Source organism: Lentzea waywayandensis (assembly GCF_900115955.1).
GTDB lineage: Bacteria > Actinomycetota > Actinomycetes > Mycobacteriales > Pseudonocardiaceae > Lentzea > Lentzea waywayandensis.
In genome coordinates, this window is record NZ_FOYL01000012.1 from 1 (window position 1) to 15,452 (window position 15,452).

Genomic DNA, 15,452 nt, shown 5'->3' on the forward strand with positions numbered 1-15,452 from the left:
GCGAGCAGGTTCTCGTGCAGCCGCTGCCAGACGCCGGCCTGGTGCCAGTCCCGCAACCGACGCCAGGCGGTCATGCCGGAGCCGAAGCCGAGTTCCTGGGGCAAGAACTCCCACGGGATGCCGGTGTAGAGCACGAACAGGATGCCGCACAACACCTTGCGGTCATCGAGCCGCTTGCGGCCCGGATGGTCCGCGCGACGCGGGACCACCGGGAGCAGTGGCTCGATCCGCGCCCACAACTCGTCGGACACGATCCAGGGAAGCTGCTCGCCCTTCCTCACACCGTGATCAACACACCGATGATCAAACCTATTCCAAGATCATTCTGTTAGGAGTTCTTACACCTACTTCATCTCCGCGACCGGGAACGGGGTGACGGTGTACTCGTCCGCCACCCTGACCGTCCAATGAGGAAGCTCGCGGCACTGGCCGCCGCGACGTTCCTGACGGTGGCGGCGGCACCCGTGGTGCACGCGATCGATCACGGCAAGGGCTATCCCGGTTTCTGCAAGGACGACAAGGGCGTGACCGTCGTCATCGACTTCCAGCAACTCGGTGGCGCCGCGATCGTGCGCTGCAACCCGCAGTCCACCGCGGGCACCGGCCTGGACGCGCTGAAAGGCGCGGGGTTCCAGGTCGCCGGTGTGCAGCGGTGGGGCGAGGCGTTCATCTGCCGTGTGGAGAACAAGCCCGCCGCCGCGGACCAGATCCCGATCAACGGCCGGGAGAACTACCGGGAGCTGTGCATCGACACCCCTCCCGCGGCGGCCTATTGGTCGTACTGGCACGCCGGGAACAACTGCGCCTGGGACTACAGCCAGTGGGGCGTGAAGAACCGCCAGTTCCTCCAGGGCGGCTTCGAAGGCTGGTCGTTCTCCCTGAACGCCACCGCGGACACGAACCCGGTGCCGCGCGTCGCCGCCGTGCGCCCAGGCACCGAGGGCAAGGCGTGCAACGCCGTCGACGAACCGAAGCCCGTCAGCAACGACCCCGGCGAGACGCAGGCTCCCGTCCAGGGCCGCCAGCCGCAAGCCACCCCGGAAGCGGAGCAGCAGGCCACTCCACCGCCCGGTGCGCCGACCGGAGCGTTGCCGCCGCCGAAACCCCGCGCCAGTGCCACCGCGCGACCGAAGGCGAACGACCCGTCGAGCAACATCGCGTTCAGCGGCGGTGAGAACGCCGAGGACGTGAACGAGGTGATCAAGCGGACGTCCGGCGCGAGCGACTACGCGCCGTGGGCCGCGGGCGGTGCGGTCGTGGTGCTGCTGGCCGCCGGGTTCTTCGTGGCACGGCGGCGGAAACGGGCCAACGAGTCGTGACGTCGTACTTCCTGCCGCGCGACCTGCACCCGGCGGCGTGGTGGGTGTGGGCGCTCGGCCTCGCGGTCGCGGCGACCCGCACCACGAACCCGTGGCTGCTGCTCACGATCATCGCGGTGGCGGGGTACGTTGTCGTGGCCCGCCGCTCCGAGGCGCCGTGGGCGCTGGCGTTCCGGCTGTACCTCGTCCTGGGCGCGTGGATCGTGGCGATCCGGGTGTTCTTCCGGCTCGTGTTCGGCGGCGCCGAGGGTTCGACGATCATCCTGCGGCTGCCGGAGATCCCGCTGCCGGCGTGGGCGGCGGGGATCAGGCTGTTCGGTGACGTGTCCGCGGAGTCGTTGCTGGGCGGCCTCTACGACGGCCTGCGCCTCGCGACCATGGTCATCTGCCTCGGCGCCGCCAACGCCCTGGCGAACCCGAAGCGGCTGCTCAAAGCCATGCCGCCCGCGCTCTACGAGGTGGGCACGGCGGTGATCGTGGCGCTGTCGGTGTTCCCGCAACTCGCCGAGAGCGTGCTGCGCGTGCGTCGCGCCCGGAAGTTGCGTGGTGGCAACGGAAAGCGCACGCAGGTGTTGCACTCGATCATGATCCCGATCCTGGAGGACGCGCTGTCCCGGTCGTTGCAGCTCGCCGCCTCGATGGACTCCCGCGGCTACGGCCGGGCGGGGCTGGTCGAGGCGCGCCAGCGCGTGCTCACCGGCGCGATGATGATCGTCGGCCTGATCGGTGTGTGCGTGGGCGTCTACGCGACGCTGGACGGGTCGACGCCGCGTTTCCTGGCCGCGCCGGTGCTGTCGGTCGGTCTGCTGATCGGCCTGGTCGGATTTCGCATGGCGGGTCAACGAGTCCAGCGCACCCGCTACCGTCCGGACCGGTGGCACCTGCCCGAACTCGTGGTGGCGTTGAGTGGACTCGGTGTCGCGGCAGTGCTGTTCGTGACGTCCAGTGTGGACCCGACGAACCTCAACCCGTCGCTGATCCAGCTGTCGTGGCCGTTGCTGTCGTGGGGTCCGCTCCTGGGCGTGCTGATCGGCGTCCTGCCCGCGTTCCTGACACCTGTTCCGGAACCTCCTCATGCCGCACTGGAAGTGGTCGCATCATGATCGAACTCGACCACGTCGGCTTCCGGTACGCGGGCCGGTCCGAACCGGTGCTGCGCGACATCTCGCTGTCCATCGGGGAAGGCGAGCTCGTGCTGTTCGTCGGCCAGACCGGCGCGGGCAAGTCGACGTTGCTCGGCACGATCAACGGCCTCGTCCCGCACTTCACGGGCGGCCACCTCGAAGGCGACGTCTCGGTGGCCGGCGTGTCCACCCGGTCGCGCCCGCCGCGCGAGTTCGCGCACCTCGTCGGAGTGGTCGGCCAGGACCCGCTGGCGGGCTTCGTCACCGACACCGTCGAGGACGAGCTCGCCTACGGCATGGAACAACTCGGCCTCGCCCCGCAGGTCATGCGGCGCCGCGTCGAGGAGACCCTGGACCTGCTGGGCATCGCGGAACTCCGCCGGCGAGCACTGCGCACGTTGTCCGGCGGCCAGCAGCAGCGCGTCGCCATCGGTTCGGTGCTGACCACGCACCCGAAGGTGCTCGTGCTGGACGAACCGACCTCGGCGCTGGACCCGACGGCCGCCGAGGACGTGCTGGCCACCCTCGCGCGTCTCGTGCAGGACCTCGGCACGACCGTGCTGATGGCCGAACACCGCATGGAACGCGTGATCCCGTTCGCCGACCGGATGATCTACGTGCCGGGCAGCGGGGGAGTGCTCGACGGCACGCCCCCGGAAGTGCTGCGGGACATGCCGATCGCGCCACCGATCGTCCAACTGGGACGGTTGGCGGGCTGGGACCCGCTGCCGATGTCCGTCCGGGACGCCCGCCGCCGCGCCTCGTCGCTCACGCTCGGCAGCCCGCCGGCCAGGACCACGACCGCCGGGGACGTGCTGCTCACCGCGTCGGGAGTCGTGGTGCGGTACGGGCCGAAGGTCGCCGTCCGCGACGTGGACCTCTCGCTGCACGCGGGCGAGGTGCTGGCCGTCATGGGCCGCAACGGTTCCGGCAAGTCGTCGCTGCTCTGGGCGGTGCAGGGCTCCGGTCCCCGGCAGGGCGGCACCGTGCGCGCGGGCGACGCGGACCCGAAGTCGCTGAGCAGTTCCGAGGGTCGCAAGCTGGTCGGCATGGTGCCGCAGACCGCGAGCGACCTGCTGTACCTCCAAACCGTCGAGGCCGAGTGCGCCGCCGCCGACGCCGAGTCCGGTGCGGAACCCGGTCTGTGCCGGGGTCTGCTCGACCGCCTCGCTCCCGGCATCGATCCCGCCGCGCACCCGCGCGACCTGTCCGAAGGCCAGCGCCTCGCGTTGGTGCTCGCGGTCCAGCTCTCCGCCGCGCCGCGCGTCATGCTGCTGGACGAGCCCACCCGAGGCCTCGACTACACCGCGAAGGCCGCGCTGGCGCAGATGATCGCCGGCCTGACCGCCGAAGGACGCGCTGTCGTCGTCGCCACGCACGACGTCGAGTTCGTCGCGACGATCGCCCAGCGCGTGGTCGTCATGGCCGAGGGCGAGATCGTCTCGGACGGCCCAACCGCCGAGGTCCTCGGCGGCTCACCCGCGTTCGCCACCCAGGTCGCCAAGATCCTCGGCGAACCCTGGCTCACCGTCGCCGACGTGCGCGCGGCCCTGCCACAGGAGGTGCGGTGACCACCTCGGCGGTGCGGATCGGCAAGCGCTCCGCGGTCGTGCTGACGCTCGCCTCGATCGCGAGCCTGATGATGTTCGTCTGGCCGTTGCTCGTCCGCGTCGAACCGCAGTCGATGCAACACGGCCCGGACGCGCCGTTCGTGTTCATCGGGATCCTGCCGATCCTGATCGTCATCGTGCTCGCCGAACTGTCGGAGGGGGGCATGGACTCCAAGGCACTCGCGATGCTCGGCGTCCTCTCGGCAGTGAACGCGGCACTGCGGCCGCTGGGCGCGGGGACGGCGGGCATCGAGACCGTCTTCTTCCTGCTGATCCTGGCGGGCCGCGTCTTCGGACCCGGTTTCGGCTACGTCCTGGGGTGCACGTCGTTGTTCGCCTCGGCGTTGCTGACCGCCGGCGTCGGGCCGTGGCTGCCGTTCCAGATGATGTGCTCGGCGTGGATCGGCATGGGCGCGGGCCTGCTGCCACGGCGGGTGACCGGCAAGGCCGAGATTGCGGTGCTCGTGGCGTACGGGATCGTGGTCGCGTACCTGTTCGGGTTCCTGATGAACCTGTGGTTCTGGCCGTTCATCACCGCCGCCGAGGTGCCGTACCACGACGGCCAGATCTCTTATGTGGCAGGCGCTGCCGTGCTGGAGAACCTGCACCGGTTCGCGGTGTTCACGTTGCTCACCTCGACGGCGGGCTGGGACACCGGCCGGGCGATCACCAACACCGTCGCGATCCTCGTGATCGGCCCGGCGGTGCTGGCGACCCTGCGGCGCGCCTCGCGCAAGGCCTCGTACGGCGCGTTGCCGACTTTCAGCGACCGCTGACCAGGTTTCTCCTGGTGGGAGCGGGGTATTCGCCGGTTCCCCGAATCCCCGGGCGCGCAGCGGCGCCCAGAGCAGGTTGGTGAGACGTGGAAGAGGCGCCATCGAAGGACGCGTGGTGTCCCACCGTCGGTGTCGAGGAGGAGTTCCTCCTGGTGGACGCGGTGACCGGCGTCGCGGTGAACAGGGCGGCCGAGGTCGTCGCCGTCGCCAGGGAGCGGTTCGGCCTGGAACTGGAGCACGAGCTGACCGGGGCGCAGGTGGAGATCAACACGGCGGTGTGCGTGGACGCGGAGCAGGCCCGCCTCGAGCTGCTCGACCTGCGTCGCCAGGTGGCGCTGGCCGCGCGCACGGTGGGGTGCCGGGCCATCGCCGTCGGGGCGCCGCCGCTGGGGCACACGACCGGTGAGATCACGGACAGCCTGCGCTACCGGAGGATCGCCCGCGCGTTCGGCGCGCTCGCCGAGCAGCAGCTGATCTGCGGATGTCACGTCCACGTCGCCGTGCCCGACCGGGAGACGGCCGTGCAGGTGTGCAACCACGTGCGGCCCTGGCTGCCCGTGCTGTCGGTGGTGACCGCGAACTCGCCGTACTCCGGTGGCACGGACACGGGCTTCGCAAGCTGGCGTTCGACGATCTGGTCGCGTTGGCCGGTGTCCGGCCCGCCGCCGTTCTTCAGCTCGTGGAAGCACTACGAGGAGGTCTGCGACACGATGATCACGGCGGGCACCGCGCTGGACCGGGCGATGGTCTACTGGGACGTCCGGCCCGCCACCGAACTGCCGACGGTGGAGGTGCGGGTCGCGGACGTCGCGGCGACCGTGGACGAGGCGGTGTTGCTCGCGGCGCTCGTGCGCGCTCTGGTCGCTCAGGCGGTGGTCGACGTCGGACGCGGTGTGCGAGCGGAGGACGTTCCGTCCGAGACGCTGAGACAGGCGTGCTGGGGCGTGGCCAACGAAGGCTTGCAGGGCGACACCCTCGACGTGCTCTCCGGCGAGTCCCGGCCGGTGCGCGAGCAGCTGGACGACCTGGTGCGCCGCCTGAACCCGGTGCTGCAGGCCAACGGCGATCTGCCTGCGGTGCAACGAGGTCTGCGGCTGCTGGACGCTGAAGGATGCGGCGCGGACCGTCAGCGCCGTGTGTTCCGCGGGGGTCAGGTGGAGTCGTTGCTCGGCCTGCTGGACGTCGACAACGCGGACCGCGCCGAGCCGGACCAGAAGTGCTCCTGATCGGCGGTCGCCGGCGATGCGTACGATCGCAGCTACTCGCCGTGGAGCGGGCACAACAGAAGAGCGTCCGAGGTCAAACAGCGAGCCTGTGACGCATGGCGAGAGGGCGCGCCGTGAGCGCATTTGGCATGCAGGAACAGACCGAGGACGTAAGGGCACTTTTCGGGCATTCGACCGCGGTTTTCGCGGCATTCACCGGACCGGCGCACGCGGTGGAGACCGCCAATCCGGCATTCCTGTCCACCATCGGCGAGGACCGGACCCACCTCGACCCCCTGCTCGACGAGGTGTACCGCACAGGCGAGCCGCGCACCGGCCGTGACGTCCGGGTCGTGCTGGGCACCGGGCCGCACGCGCGGGAGGCGTTCTTCGACCTCACCTGCGAGCCGCGCCGGGACGCCACCGGCGACGTGGCCGGAGTGACGGTGATCGGCGTGGAGACCACTCAGGTCAAGCACGCCCAGCGACTGATGGCCGAACACCGCGCACTGCTGGAGCAGATCGCCCGGCAGGCGCCGCTGACCGAGGTGCTCGACGGGATGGCCCGCTGCATCGAGGAACTGGCGCCGGAGGACGTGCTCGTGTCCGTGCTGCTGGCCGAACCCGACGGCCTGCACCTGCGGCATGGCGCCGCGCCCAGCCTGCCCGCGTTCTACAACGAGGCCATCGACGGGATCGCGACGGGCGAAGGCGTCGGTTCCTGTGGTACCGCGGCGCACCGGCGGGAACCGGTGATCGTCACGGACATCGCCACCGACCCGTTCTGGGACGACTTCCGCCACCTGGCCGAGCAGGCCGGGCTGGGTGCCTGCTGGTCCACGCCGATCCTGGCGCGCGACGGCGGCCTGCTGGGCACGTTCGCGATGTACCACCGGGCCCCGCGGGTGCCGCAGGACACCGACCTGGCCCTCATCCGGGTCTTCGCCGGCACCGCGGCCCTGGCCATCGAGCGCCACCACACCGAACAGGCGAAGCAGGCGGCCGAAGCGCGCCTGGCCGAGGCGATGCGCGCGGAACAGGAACTGCGCGCCGACGCCGAGCACCGCGCCACCGCGGCGGCCGAACTGGCCGCCCAGCTGCGCGCGGCCGCGGCGGAGCAGGCCCGCACGCCGCACCCCGAGCACTGCCAGCTCGGCGGCAGGTTCGGGTGCACGGCGGTGGCCGAGGTCAAGGTCGCCGACTCGTGGGGTGACGCCGCCTGGGGCTGCGCCGCTCACGTCGAGGAGGCGCTCATCCACGTGAGGTCGGTGTTCATCGCCAGCGAGGAGCTCGGCGGGCTGGTGGCCTACCGGAACCGGTGAGGCTTCCGTTCAGGTCCGTTTGACCGTGTCGAGCAGTTCGACGGCGATGTCGCGAAGCTTGGTGTTCTCGTGCTGGGATCGCTGCACCAGCATCGCGAACGCCTCCTCCGCCGTGCACGAGTGCACGGCCATCAGCGCGCCCTTCGCCTGCTCGATCGTGGCGCGCGACTCGAGTGCGCGCTCCATGTGCTGGAGTTGGTCGCGCAGGCGTTGCCACCGCTGGGCGCTGGTGATCGTGGCGCACGCGGCCGTGGTGAACAGCCGCATGAGACCCTCGTCGAAGGGGTCGAACGCGGTCGCCTTGTAGCTGTAGATGTTGAGTGTTCCGACGTGCTGCGCCCCGGCGGTGTCCGACGCGGGAAGGACAACGGGAACCGACAGGTATGCGCGAACACCGGCCTCGTCCGCGGCGGCCTCGAACTCCGGCCACAGATCGCCGTGCTCACCCACGACCGCACGGACCGCTTCCAGGGTCTGCGCCGACTGCAGGCACGGCCCGCGCCGGGCGCTGTACTGCTTCTCGTCGACCTCGATCAGACGGGGATCCGTCGTCGCGGCCGTGCGCGGATGCTCGGGCGTCATCACGGTGACGGTCACGGCATCGGCGTCCGGCACCGCCCTGGCCGCGGTCTCCGCGAGCCGCTGGAGCGCTTCGTCCAACGGCTCGTCGCCGGTGAAGACCTCACGCAGCAACTCGAGCGCGTCAGCGGTCTCGTCGAGACGCACGAGCGGATCAGGACGATCTTCGTCCACCGAGCGTTCCTGCCCTTGTGCACCGTCTGCCATGCCGCGGCACCTCTTCGCCATCCAGGTGGAGTCCACGGCGCCGGCTGCTTGACGCACGTTCAGCGCATCGTACGGCCACGGACCGCCGGCAAAGGGAATCGGGCAAGGGGAGCTCACCTGAAACCTGGACCGGCAACGGGACGCTGGAGTGTTCAACGTCCGGTCACCGGTCCAGGCCGGACCGCCCGAAGGCGGGCCTCCAGTGCGTGCACGCGTGCACGGCGATCCTTCAGTACCCCGCTCTTGGGCAACTCAAGCGACCTCGCCCGCTTCGGCCGATCTCAATCCGGTACCGGAGTACCAGGAGCTCAACGCGTCCTGCCACCTGTCTGCGGAACCAGGTGTGAGCCGAGCGCCTCGTCGTAGCTGTGAATCACATCGGTGGCGATGCGGTCCCACGAGTATCGGACGCACACCCGGTCGCGGGCGAGAATGCCGAGCAGTTCCCGCTGTGTCGGAGCGGCGAGAAGCGCGCGGAGCGTTCGGATCAGGCGAAGCACGTCGCCTTGCCGCACGTGCAGGCCGGTGATGCCGTGCACCATCATGTCGCTGGGCCCGCCAGGCAGGAACTCGACGACTGGAACACCGCACGACATCGCTTCCAGCGTCAGGCTTTCCTGTTCGGCGGACAAGCCGGTGCAGACGGCGACGTCGGCAGACCGCAGAAGTGCCGCACGACTTCGCGCCGAGCGCGCTGGACCCGAACCTCCGACGGTCGCGAACTCGGTGTCCGGAATCAGGTCGGCGACGCCAGAACCGTTGCCCGGCAACGGCTCTCCCAGCCACGCGACGCGGTGCGGTGGCACGCGGGGCGCGTCAGAGCCGTCCGGTTGGAACAGTTCGGTGTCCACACCCGGCGGCACCACGCAGATGCGGGACCTTCGAACACCCGCACTGATCAGTGCGGCGGCTTTGCGTCCGGTCGTGGCGATGACCCCACCCGCCGAGCGGTACAGCGCGTACTCGTCCGAGGTGAGCTGCTCCCCGGATTCGTGTGCGGTCTGCACGACGGTGACCTCGGCCTGACGTGCGCTCAGAGAACTCACCAGACTGGAACTCGACGACAACGAGTGCACGACGTCCGGCTTGCCCCACTGCCACTGCGCGACGAGCTCGTCGACGAACTCCGCCGGGTTCGACGGCAGGTGCGTGACGGCGTACCCGTTCGCGGTCGCCTGTTCCGGCAAGGCCGGGTCGGAGTGACCGGCGTACACGTTCACCTCGTGGCGCTGCCTGGAAAGCGCGGCGGCCAGCTCGGCGACACGGAGTCCGCGCGAGTCGACATCCGCGGTCAAGGGACTGGCGTCGAGGGACACCAACGCGATCTTCACCGGGAAGGCTCCTTCGGAGTGCTCGGCAATCGGGAACCGAGCTGTGGCCTCAACCCGTTGGTTTTGACCGACTACCCACCAGGACAAGCACGCAAACCTCGTTTCAGCGTGCAGTTCGGAGGTAGAGCGGACTCCACCACGAGAACGCCCCTGCACTGCACTGACTGCCGCAAGATCGATTTCTAGTGTTCCGACCATGACTTCGATCCCCACGACAGGCGCCGGCCGCGTTGCCTCCAACCGCTGGCAGGCACTGGTCCAGCGCTTCCCGCTCACGACGTTCTTCACCCTGGCCAACGGCATCAGCTGGGTGGCCTGGTTGCCCTACATCCTGTCTCTGGACGGGTTCGGCGTGCTGCACTTCCGCTACCCGGACCTGCTGGTGGGCAACCAGCTCACCGCGATCCTGCCCGGCGCGTACCTCGGCCCGCTGGCCGCCGCGTTCACCGTCACCGCGGTCACCGAGGGCCGGGAAGGTCTGCGACGGTGGCGCAGGCGGCTCTTCCAGTTCCGCGCCGGCGTCGGCTGGTATGCCTTCGCCCTGTTCGCCGTCCCCGCGGCAGTTCTGCTCGGCACGCTGGCGGTGACCGACGCGGAAGGCTTCCAGGTGCCCTCCCTGATGGTGCTGGCCGTCTACGTGCCGATGCTGGTGCTCCAGTTCTTCACGACCGGCCTCGCCGAGGAACCGGGCTGGCGCGACTTCGCCCTCAGCCGCCTTCAGCAGCGCCACCAGCCCATGATCGCCACGTTCGTCCTCGGCATCCTGTGGATCATCTGGCACCTGCCGCTGTTCCTCACCCCGTGGGCAGGCCCAGACGTCACTCCCGAAACGATCGTCCGCTTCGCCGTCGTGGCCATGGAGATGAGCTTGCTGATCACCCTGGTCTACAACAAGGGGCGCCAGAGTCTGCCTCTGGTCATGCTGCTGCACTGCTCGATCAACAACTTCCAGTCCGTCGCCTTCTCCGAGTTCTTCCCCGAGGCCGGCGATGAGGTGCTGTGGGGCTCCGCTCTCGGCCTCGGCCTGCTGTGCCTCGTCGTCATCGTCGTCACCAAGGGACGGCTCGGCTACACCGGTCACGTTGACACGAAGATCCAGGTAGCCGCCTAGCTCGCTCACTTCCGCAGTGCCGAGCCGAGGTCGTCGAGTTGCTGTCGTACCCGCGCGGCGTCGTCGTCGCGGCCTTGTTCGCGGTACAGCTCCAGTGCTTCCCGCCAGGCCGCTCACACGTGGGTGTGGGATGGCTTGTCGTGCCGGCGTTCCGCCTTCTGCCGTCGCTTCCGGTCGAGCAGCCACATGATCGGCGACGCGGACAGTCCGTGCACGAGGATCGAGCCGATCACGACGAGCGCGACGACCCGCCACAGCGCGTCCTGCTCGGCGAACCGGCCCGCCTGCAGGGCGTAGACGAGGTAGAACAGCGAGCCGACGCCGCGCACGCCGAAGAACGAGATGACGGCCCGTTCCCGAGGGCCGGACCTGCCGCCGAGCAGACCGATCCAGCCCGCCAGCGGCCGCACCACCACGAGGATCACGGCGGCGACCAGGATCTCGGCCCAGGTGGTGCCCGTGAGCAGGCCGGTGGCCGCGGCGCCGCCGAGCAGGAAGACGATCACCACGGTGAGCATGCGCTCGGCCTGTTCGACATAGCGGTGCAGCACCTGGTGGTAGCCGTCGCGGCGTTCACCGGCCCGGATCGCGCAGGCGCACACGAAGACGGCGACGAACCCGTAACCGCCGATCAGTTCGGTGAGTCCGTAGGCGAGGAACGTCGCGGCGAGGGCGACGAACCCCTCGGCGTGCTCGGCGAGCCGGAACTTCTTCGAGGGCGCCGAGAAGAACAGCTTGCCGAGCGCCCAGCCGATGAGCAGGCCGACGGCCAGCCCGGCCAGCAGCCGCCAGAGCACGTCCAGCGCGAGCCAGCGGCCGAGCCACGCAGAGGGGGCGGCACCGACGAGACTGATCGCGATGGCGGCGTAGGTGAACGGGAAGGCCAGTCCGTCGTTGAGTCCTGCTTCGGAGGTCAGTGCGAACCGCGCCTCGTCCTCATCGGACTCCGGGTTCTCCGCTGGTTCGGCGACCTGGACTTCGCCTGCCAGCACGGGATCGGTCGGGGCGAGGGCCGCCGCGAGGAGAACCGACGCCGCGATGCCGAGACCGAGCACGCCCCAGCCGAGCAGGCCCACGCCGAGCATGGACAGCGGCATGGTGATGGCGAGCAGCCGCCAGGTGCTCGCCCACCCGCGCAGGCTCACAACTCGGTTGAGCGCCAGGCCCGCGCCCATGAGCGAGATGATCACGCAGATCTCGGTCAGGTGGAGCAGCAGACCGCTGTGCTCGACGGGATCGGGTGCGGGCAGCGGTTCGACGAAGGAGAACGTCAGCGCGCCGGCGCCGAGGAAGAGCATCGGCATGGAGATCGGTGCGCGGTCGAGCAGCCGTGGCAGGAGAGCGGCGGCGAGCGTCGCAACCCCCGCGCCGGTGTACAACAGGGGGCCTGGATCCACGGTGTGCCTCTCGTTCTACCTCGAACAGGCCAGATACCCCGTTTGGGGCAAAGCCGAAACCGAGGGTGGCGGGGACGACAGGACCTTCTTCGGTTCAGGACTCGGCCGGGTACATCTGGTCACGCGTCGGCCCTTGCGTGCAGCTGTGACCTCTAACGCTTCGCTGTGAGACCTCTAACGCTTCTTGAGGCCCGTGCCGCTGCGGGTGATCCGGATGATCGCGTCCGTCGGCTCGACGATCTTCGGGTCCTCCACGACGTCGAGCCTGATGTCGCCCTCGCCGTGCCACACGACTGCCTTCACGTTCGCCGCCTGGGAGTTCTTCTGTGGTCGTCCTTCGATTCAATGAAGCGAACCCCGGGTAGTTCAGATGCGGGTGGTGATCTGCTGTGACCGAAAAGAACTCGCGCAGGGTGACGATGGTGCCGAACGGCCCGATGCTCGTCGAAGGACCGGTCGAACTGGTCACCGACGACGGCGTGACGCACACCAGCGACCGGTTCGTGGTCGCCGTGTGCGCGTGCCGCCGCAGCAAGCGCTACCCGTTCTGCGACACCAGCCACCGCAAGCGGGTGCGCAGCGACGACTCGCCCGCCTCCCACGACGACAACAGGTGAGCGGAGAGCCGTTCTTCGAGCAGTTCGGTCGCCTGGACTCCGAACACCACGTCGGCCTTGAGCGATGGTTCCTGCTCCAGCAGTGAACCGATGACGTCGCGACGCATGATCTGTTCGTGCACGGCGTCGGCCTCGATGTGCTCGGTGTAGAACTCGACGCAGCGCGGGTCGGCATCCAGCCGGGCGAGCGCCTGGGTCATGCGGTACGCGCTCGGTCCCGTGGTGATCTCGGCGGCGGCGAAGTGGCCTACCAGAGCACCTCGGAGCGACTGGTGCAGGCCGAACAACGACATCATGTTGACGATCGCGATGGCCGGTGCCGGCACGTCGTCGAGGTGGTGCAGGTACTCGGATCGCATTCCGGCGCCGTCGAGCAGGTCCGCGAACAGCCGTGAGTGCATCCGGTCGGCGCGGCCGCCGCCGTACTCGTCGAACTCGACGGCGACCAGTGCCGCTTTCGCCTTGCCTCGCAGCCGGGGGATCACCCACGCGTGCGGGTCCGCTTCCTTGTGGTGGTACACCGAACGATGCGCGAAGAACTCGCGCATGTGGTCCCAGGTCCCGTTGTCCCGCAGGTAATGCGACACACCGTTGCCCGGGACCTGCTCGACCAGCAACGCGTCCAGAGCGCCTCCGAGGTCGTCGCCGCCGTCCACATCGGATCGCAGCTGTCCGAGGAAGACGCGTTCGATCTGGGCCCGCAGGCGCAGCAGTTCCGGATCCCATTCCCACGCGGGGTTCACGCCGTCGAAGCCGCCGTAATGCAGTTCGTACAACGTGTACAGGGCGATGGTGAGGTCCTCGCCGTACGGATCGGCTGCCACGAACGCGATCTCGCGCCCGTCCGGTTCACAGTTGAGCGCGGTGACGACCTGTTCGGACAGAGGGCCGCGCGGCGAGGGAAGTTTCACCCACCAGTCATACCCGCGCGGCGACGAGCCCAAGCACCAACGACAGCTCGCCGCGTGCGTCCAAAGCGGACGTCACGTGCTTGAGCAGGTCGTCGACCAACGCGGTCGCGGGCACCCGGCACTCCCGCCACGGATCGACGCCGGCGCCATCGATGCCGTACCTGGACGCGGCCCACACCGCGGCTGCGAGCACGTCGTCTCGCACCGCAGGAGGTTCCTTGCCGGAGAGGATGTCGTCGTGAGCGGTGTGCACGAGCGCACGGCAGAGTGCCGCTTGCAGCACCGCGTCGTCCACTTCGGCGGCGGCATCGGCCACGCGGAACTCGACGGTAGGCAGGGACGAGCCAAGGCGCACCAGCCAGAACGACTGCGACCGGTCCACGAGCGTCCCGCAGGCCACCATCCGGCCGACGTGCGCGTCGTACTCCTCCGCGCCGGAGAACAGCGGAGGCACGCCCGCGCCGGGGAACCTCGACTGCAGCACCGTCCGCCAGCTCGCGTAGCCGCGGTCGGGGGAGTTGGCGGACAGGGCCAGCAACGTGGGCAGCCACGGACGCACGTGGTTCAGCACGGCCACGGCGGTCTCGCGGTCCGGCACGCCGACGTGCACGTGGCACCCGCTGGCCTCGTAGTCCTCGATGACGCCCGCGTAGGCGTCGAGGATGCGGTGATACCGCGTGCCTTCTGTGACGATCGGATGCGTGGCGGTTTTGACCGGCGTGCCACGGGAAAGAAGGTCCACGCCCTCCTCGCGGGCCGCATCGGCGACCATCGCGCGGGCGTGCGTCAGTGCCTCGCCGAGGGCGGTCATGCTGGTGCAGGGACCGGTCGAGGCCTCGACCTGGGTTCCGGCCAGTTCGGGGTGGAACTTGGTCAGCTCCGTGTCGTGCAGTCGAGCCAGGACGGCGTTCGCGCGCATCACCGTGCGCCGGGAAGCCGGATCGACGAGCAGGAACTCTTCTTCAACACCCACGGTGTCGGCGCACGCGTCTGCCAAGTGACCGTCTCCGCTCTTTCCTGGACGTTGCGATCTGCGGTTACCCGTGCGGGGTAGACGTGAACCGCCACGGGGTACTCGGGTCCGCATGGACGCCAAGACGATCGAGGCGCTGGGCAAGCTCCGCAAGGCGCTGGAGACCACCGAACGTGCCCGCGGACACCTGTATTCGTTCCACCAGCTCACCGGCACCGCGGACTTCGAGCTCGACGCGGCGATGGCGGCGCTGCGCGAGGCGGGGCACGCCGACCACGCGAACCGGGTGCAACGCGACCTGTCGGGTCGCAACGTCCTGCCTGGACGGTGGACGTTCCAGATCGTCGAGGAGTACGACGACATGTACTACGACGTGTTCCGCGACGTCGAACGCGCCGCCCGCGACGACCTGGCCGGCGGGCAGCGGCACGGCCTGGAGAAGGAACTCAAACGCGACCGCCAACGGCGCAGCGCCGCCACGTACGCCGACAACGACTGAGCGCTCCCTCGCCGGGTACCCGGATCCACCACCGCGGTCGTGGCGCTGCGCAAGGGACGTCGTGACTACGCCGAAGTCGCGTGGGGATCGGGGTTGGTCGCGGGGCGGTCACGGGAGCGCGCGCCGGCAGCGGTGACGCACGCAGAGGCGTTGGGCGTTGGCGGCCGCGGTGACGGCGTGGGCGGTGCGGCTGGAGCATCAGATGCTGAGCCGGGCCGCGTCGTCTCCTGCCGGGTGGGCGCTGCCCGCACCGGCCTTCATGAGCTATCTGCTGATGTTCGCCACAGGGGCGAGACGCACGGAGCGAAGAATGCAGGATCGGCCGGGATATCGCGACTATCAGAAACGTGTCGTCCGGCCGTTGTCGTGAGACGCCGAGGGCCCCACATCAACGATGTGGGGCCCTCTACGGCGTGACGTTCAGTCCTTCTTGAAGGCGTCCTTCAGCTTGCCCTTGAGTTCGGCCTGCCG

Annotated in this window: 17 protein-coding genes; 10 read left to right on the plus strand and 7 right to left on the minus strand. The window is 69.4% G+C overall.

Annotated elements, in window-relative coordinates:
* Positions 1 to 254, minus strand: a 254-nt coding sequence (locus BM417_RS35020; protein ID WP_407656193.1) for a transposase, incomplete at its 3' end; no start/stop codon positions are given.
* A 153-nt stretch (positions 255 to 407) separates the two neighbouring features.
* Here BM417_RS35020 and BM417_RS35025 point away from each other — a divergent pair.
* The 6 genes from BM417_RS35025 (at position 408) to BM417_RS35050 (ending at position 7,356) form a co-directional block, all read left to right on the plus strand.
* Positions 408 to 1,319: an ABC transporter substrate-binding protein gene (locus tag BM417_RS35025; RefSeq protein ID WP_093603449.1), complete on the plus strand. Its 912-nt coding sequence runs from the start codon at positions 408 to 410 to the stop codon at positions 1,317 to 1,319.
* The gene (locus BM417_RS35030) at positions 1,316 to 2,422 is read left to right on the plus strand and encodes an energy-coupling factor transporter transmembrane component T (RefSeq protein WP_093603451.1); all 1,107 of its coding nucleotides are present in this window, start codon (positions 1,316 to 1,318) and stop codon (positions 2,420 to 2,422) included. Before BM417_RS35025 ends, BM417_RS35030 begins: the two co-directional genes overlap by 4 nt.
* Positions 2,419 to 4,014, plus strand: a complete 1,596-nt coding sequence (locus BM417_RS35035) for an ABC transporter ATP-binding protein (RefSeq protein ID WP_093603453.1) — start codon at positions 2,419 to 2,421, stop codon at positions 4,012 to 4,014. Before BM417_RS35030 ends, BM417_RS35035 begins: the two co-directional genes overlap by 4 nt.
* Positions 4,011 to 4,829, plus strand: coding sequence for an ECF transporter S component (locus tag BM417_RS35040; RefSeq protein ID WP_093603455.1), 819 nt, complete (start codon positions 4,011 to 4,013; stop codon positions 4,827 to 4,829). Before BM417_RS35035 ends, BM417_RS35040 begins: the two co-directional genes overlap by 4 nt.
* An 86-nt stretch (positions 4,830 to 4,915) precedes the next feature.
* Entirely contained in the window at positions 4,916 to 6,055 is a 1,140-nt protein-coding gene (locus tag BM417_RS35045; RefSeq protein WP_093603457.1) for a carboxylate-amine ligase, read from the plus strand.
* A gap of 95 nt (positions 6,056 to 6,150) precedes the next feature.
* Positions 6,151 to 7,356 (plus strand): GAF domain-containing protein, encoded by a 1,206-nt coding sequence (locus BM417_RS35050; protein ID WP_093603459.1) that lies wholly within the window; start codon positions 6,151 to 6,153, stop codon positions 7,354 to 7,356.
* Between the two features lie 9 nt (positions 7,357 to 7,365).
* On the opposite strand, the gene BM417_RS35055 is transcribed toward BM417_RS35050, so the two are convergent.
* A complete protein-coding gene (locus BM417_RS35055; RefSeq protein WP_093603878.1) occupies positions 7,366 to 8,142 on the minus strand; it encodes an ANTAR domain-containing response regulator in 777 nt (258 codons plus the stop codon).
* A 308-nt stretch (positions 8,143 to 8,450) separates the two neighbouring features.
* Positions 8,451 to 9,473, minus strand: a complete 1,023-nt coding sequence (locus BM417_RS35060; RefSeq protein ID WP_177320775.1) for a glycosyltransferase — start codon at positions 9,471 to 9,473, stop codon at positions 8,451 to 8,453.
* A 196-nt stretch (positions 9,474 to 9,669) separates the two neighbouring features.
* On the opposite strand from BM417_RS35060, the gene BM417_RS35065 reads away from it, so the two are divergent.
* Positions 9,670 to 10,584 (plus strand): CPBP family intramembrane glutamic endopeptidase, encoded by a 915-nt coding sequence (locus tag BM417_RS35065; RefSeq protein WP_093603462.1) that lies wholly within the window; start codon positions 9,670 to 9,672, stop codon positions 10,582 to 10,584.
* A 113-nt stretch (positions 10,585 to 10,697) separates the two neighbouring features.
* On the opposite strand, the gene BM417_RS35070 is transcribed toward BM417_RS35065, so the two are convergent.
* Complete coding sequence (locus BM417_RS35070) at positions 10,698 to 11,981, minus strand: cation:proton antiporter (protein WP_218164664.1); 1,284 nt, start codon at positions 11,979 to 11,981, stop codon at positions 10,698 to 10,700.
* Between the two features lie 174 nt (positions 11,982 to 12,155).
* Positions 12,156 to 12,284, minus strand: a complete 129-nt coding sequence (locus BM417_RS49970) for a hypothetical protein (protein WP_281251395.1) — start codon at positions 12,282 to 12,284, stop codon at positions 12,156 to 12,158.
* A gap of 116 nt (positions 12,285 to 12,400) precedes the next feature.
* Here BM417_RS49970 and BM417_RS35080 point away from each other — a divergent pair, with 116 nt between their 5' ends.
* Positions 12,401 to 12,598 (plus strand): CDGSH iron-sulfur domain-containing protein, encoded by a 198-nt coding sequence (locus tag BM417_RS35080; protein WP_093603882.1) that lies wholly within the window; start codon positions 12,401 to 12,403, stop codon positions 12,596 to 12,598.
* Here the strand turns inward: BM417_RS35080 and BM417_RS35085 are convergent.
* Together BM417_RS35085 and BM417_RS35090 are read right to left on the minus strand one after the other, a co-directional pair.
* Complete coding sequence (locus BM417_RS35085) at positions 12,520 to 13,509, minus strand: iron-containing redox enzyme family protein (RefSeq protein WP_177320776.1); 990 nt, start codon at positions 13,507 to 13,509, stop codon at positions 12,520 to 12,522. The two genes, BM417_RS35080 and BM417_RS35085, sit on opposite strands and share 79 nt — an antisense overlap.
* A gap of 7 nt (positions 13,510 to 13,516) precedes the next feature.
* The gene (locus BM417_RS35090; protein WP_177320777.1) at positions 13,517 to 14,506 is read right to left on the minus strand and encodes a carboxylate-amine ligase; all 990 of its coding nucleotides are present in this window, start codon (positions 14,504 to 14,506) and stop codon (positions 13,517 to 13,519) included.
* A gap of 88 nt (positions 14,507 to 14,594) precedes the next feature.
* Between BM417_RS35090 and BM417_RS35095 the strand changes: the two genes are divergently transcribed.
* The gene (locus BM417_RS35095; RefSeq protein WP_093603468.1) at positions 14,595 to 14,981 is read left to right on the plus strand and encodes a hypothetical protein; all 387 of its coding nucleotides are present in this window, start codon (positions 14,595 to 14,597) and stop codon (positions 14,979 to 14,981) included.
* Positions 14,982 to 15,183: 202 nt separating this feature from the next.
* Complete coding sequence (locus tag BM417_RS50395; RefSeq protein WP_093603884.1) at positions 15,184 to 15,351, plus strand: DUF1295 domain-containing protein; 168 nt, start codon at positions 15,184 to 15,186, stop codon at positions 15,349 to 15,351.
* Positions 15,352 to 15,452: the final 101 nt, after the last annotated feature.

Coding starts and splice junctions, on each gene's coding strand:
- BM417_RS35025 (WP_093603449.1), top strand. CDS start 408: ATGAGGAAGCTCGCGGCACTGGCCGCCGCGACGTTCCTGACGGTGGCG.
- BM417_RS35035 (WP_093603453.1), top strand. CDS start 2,419: ATGATCGAACTCGACCACGTCGGCTTCCGGTACGCGGGCCGGTCCGAA.
- BM417_RS35050 (WP_093603459.1), top strand. CDS start 6,151: ATGGCGAGAGGGCGCGCCGTGAGCGCATTTGGCATGCAGGAACAGACC.
- BM417_RS35055 (WP_093603878.1), bottom strand. CDS start 8,142: ATGGCAGACGGTGCACAAGGGCAGGAACGCTCGGTGGACGAAGATCGT.
- BM417_RS35065 (WP_093603462.1), top strand. CDS start 9,670: ATGACTTCGATCCCCACGACAGGCGCCGGCCGCGTTGCCTCCAACCGC.
- BM417_RS35080 (WP_093603882.1), top strand. CDS start 12,401: ATGGTGCCGAACGGCCCGATGCTCGTCGAAGGACCGGTCGAACTGGTC.
- BM417_RS35095 (WP_093603468.1), top strand. CDS start 14,595: ATGGACGCCAAGACGATCGAGGCGCTGGGCAAGCTCCGCAAGGCGCTG.
- BM417_RS50395 (WP_093603884.1), top strand. CDS start 15,184: ATGCTGAGCCGGGCCGCGTCGTCTCCTGCCGGGTGGGCGCTGCCCGCA.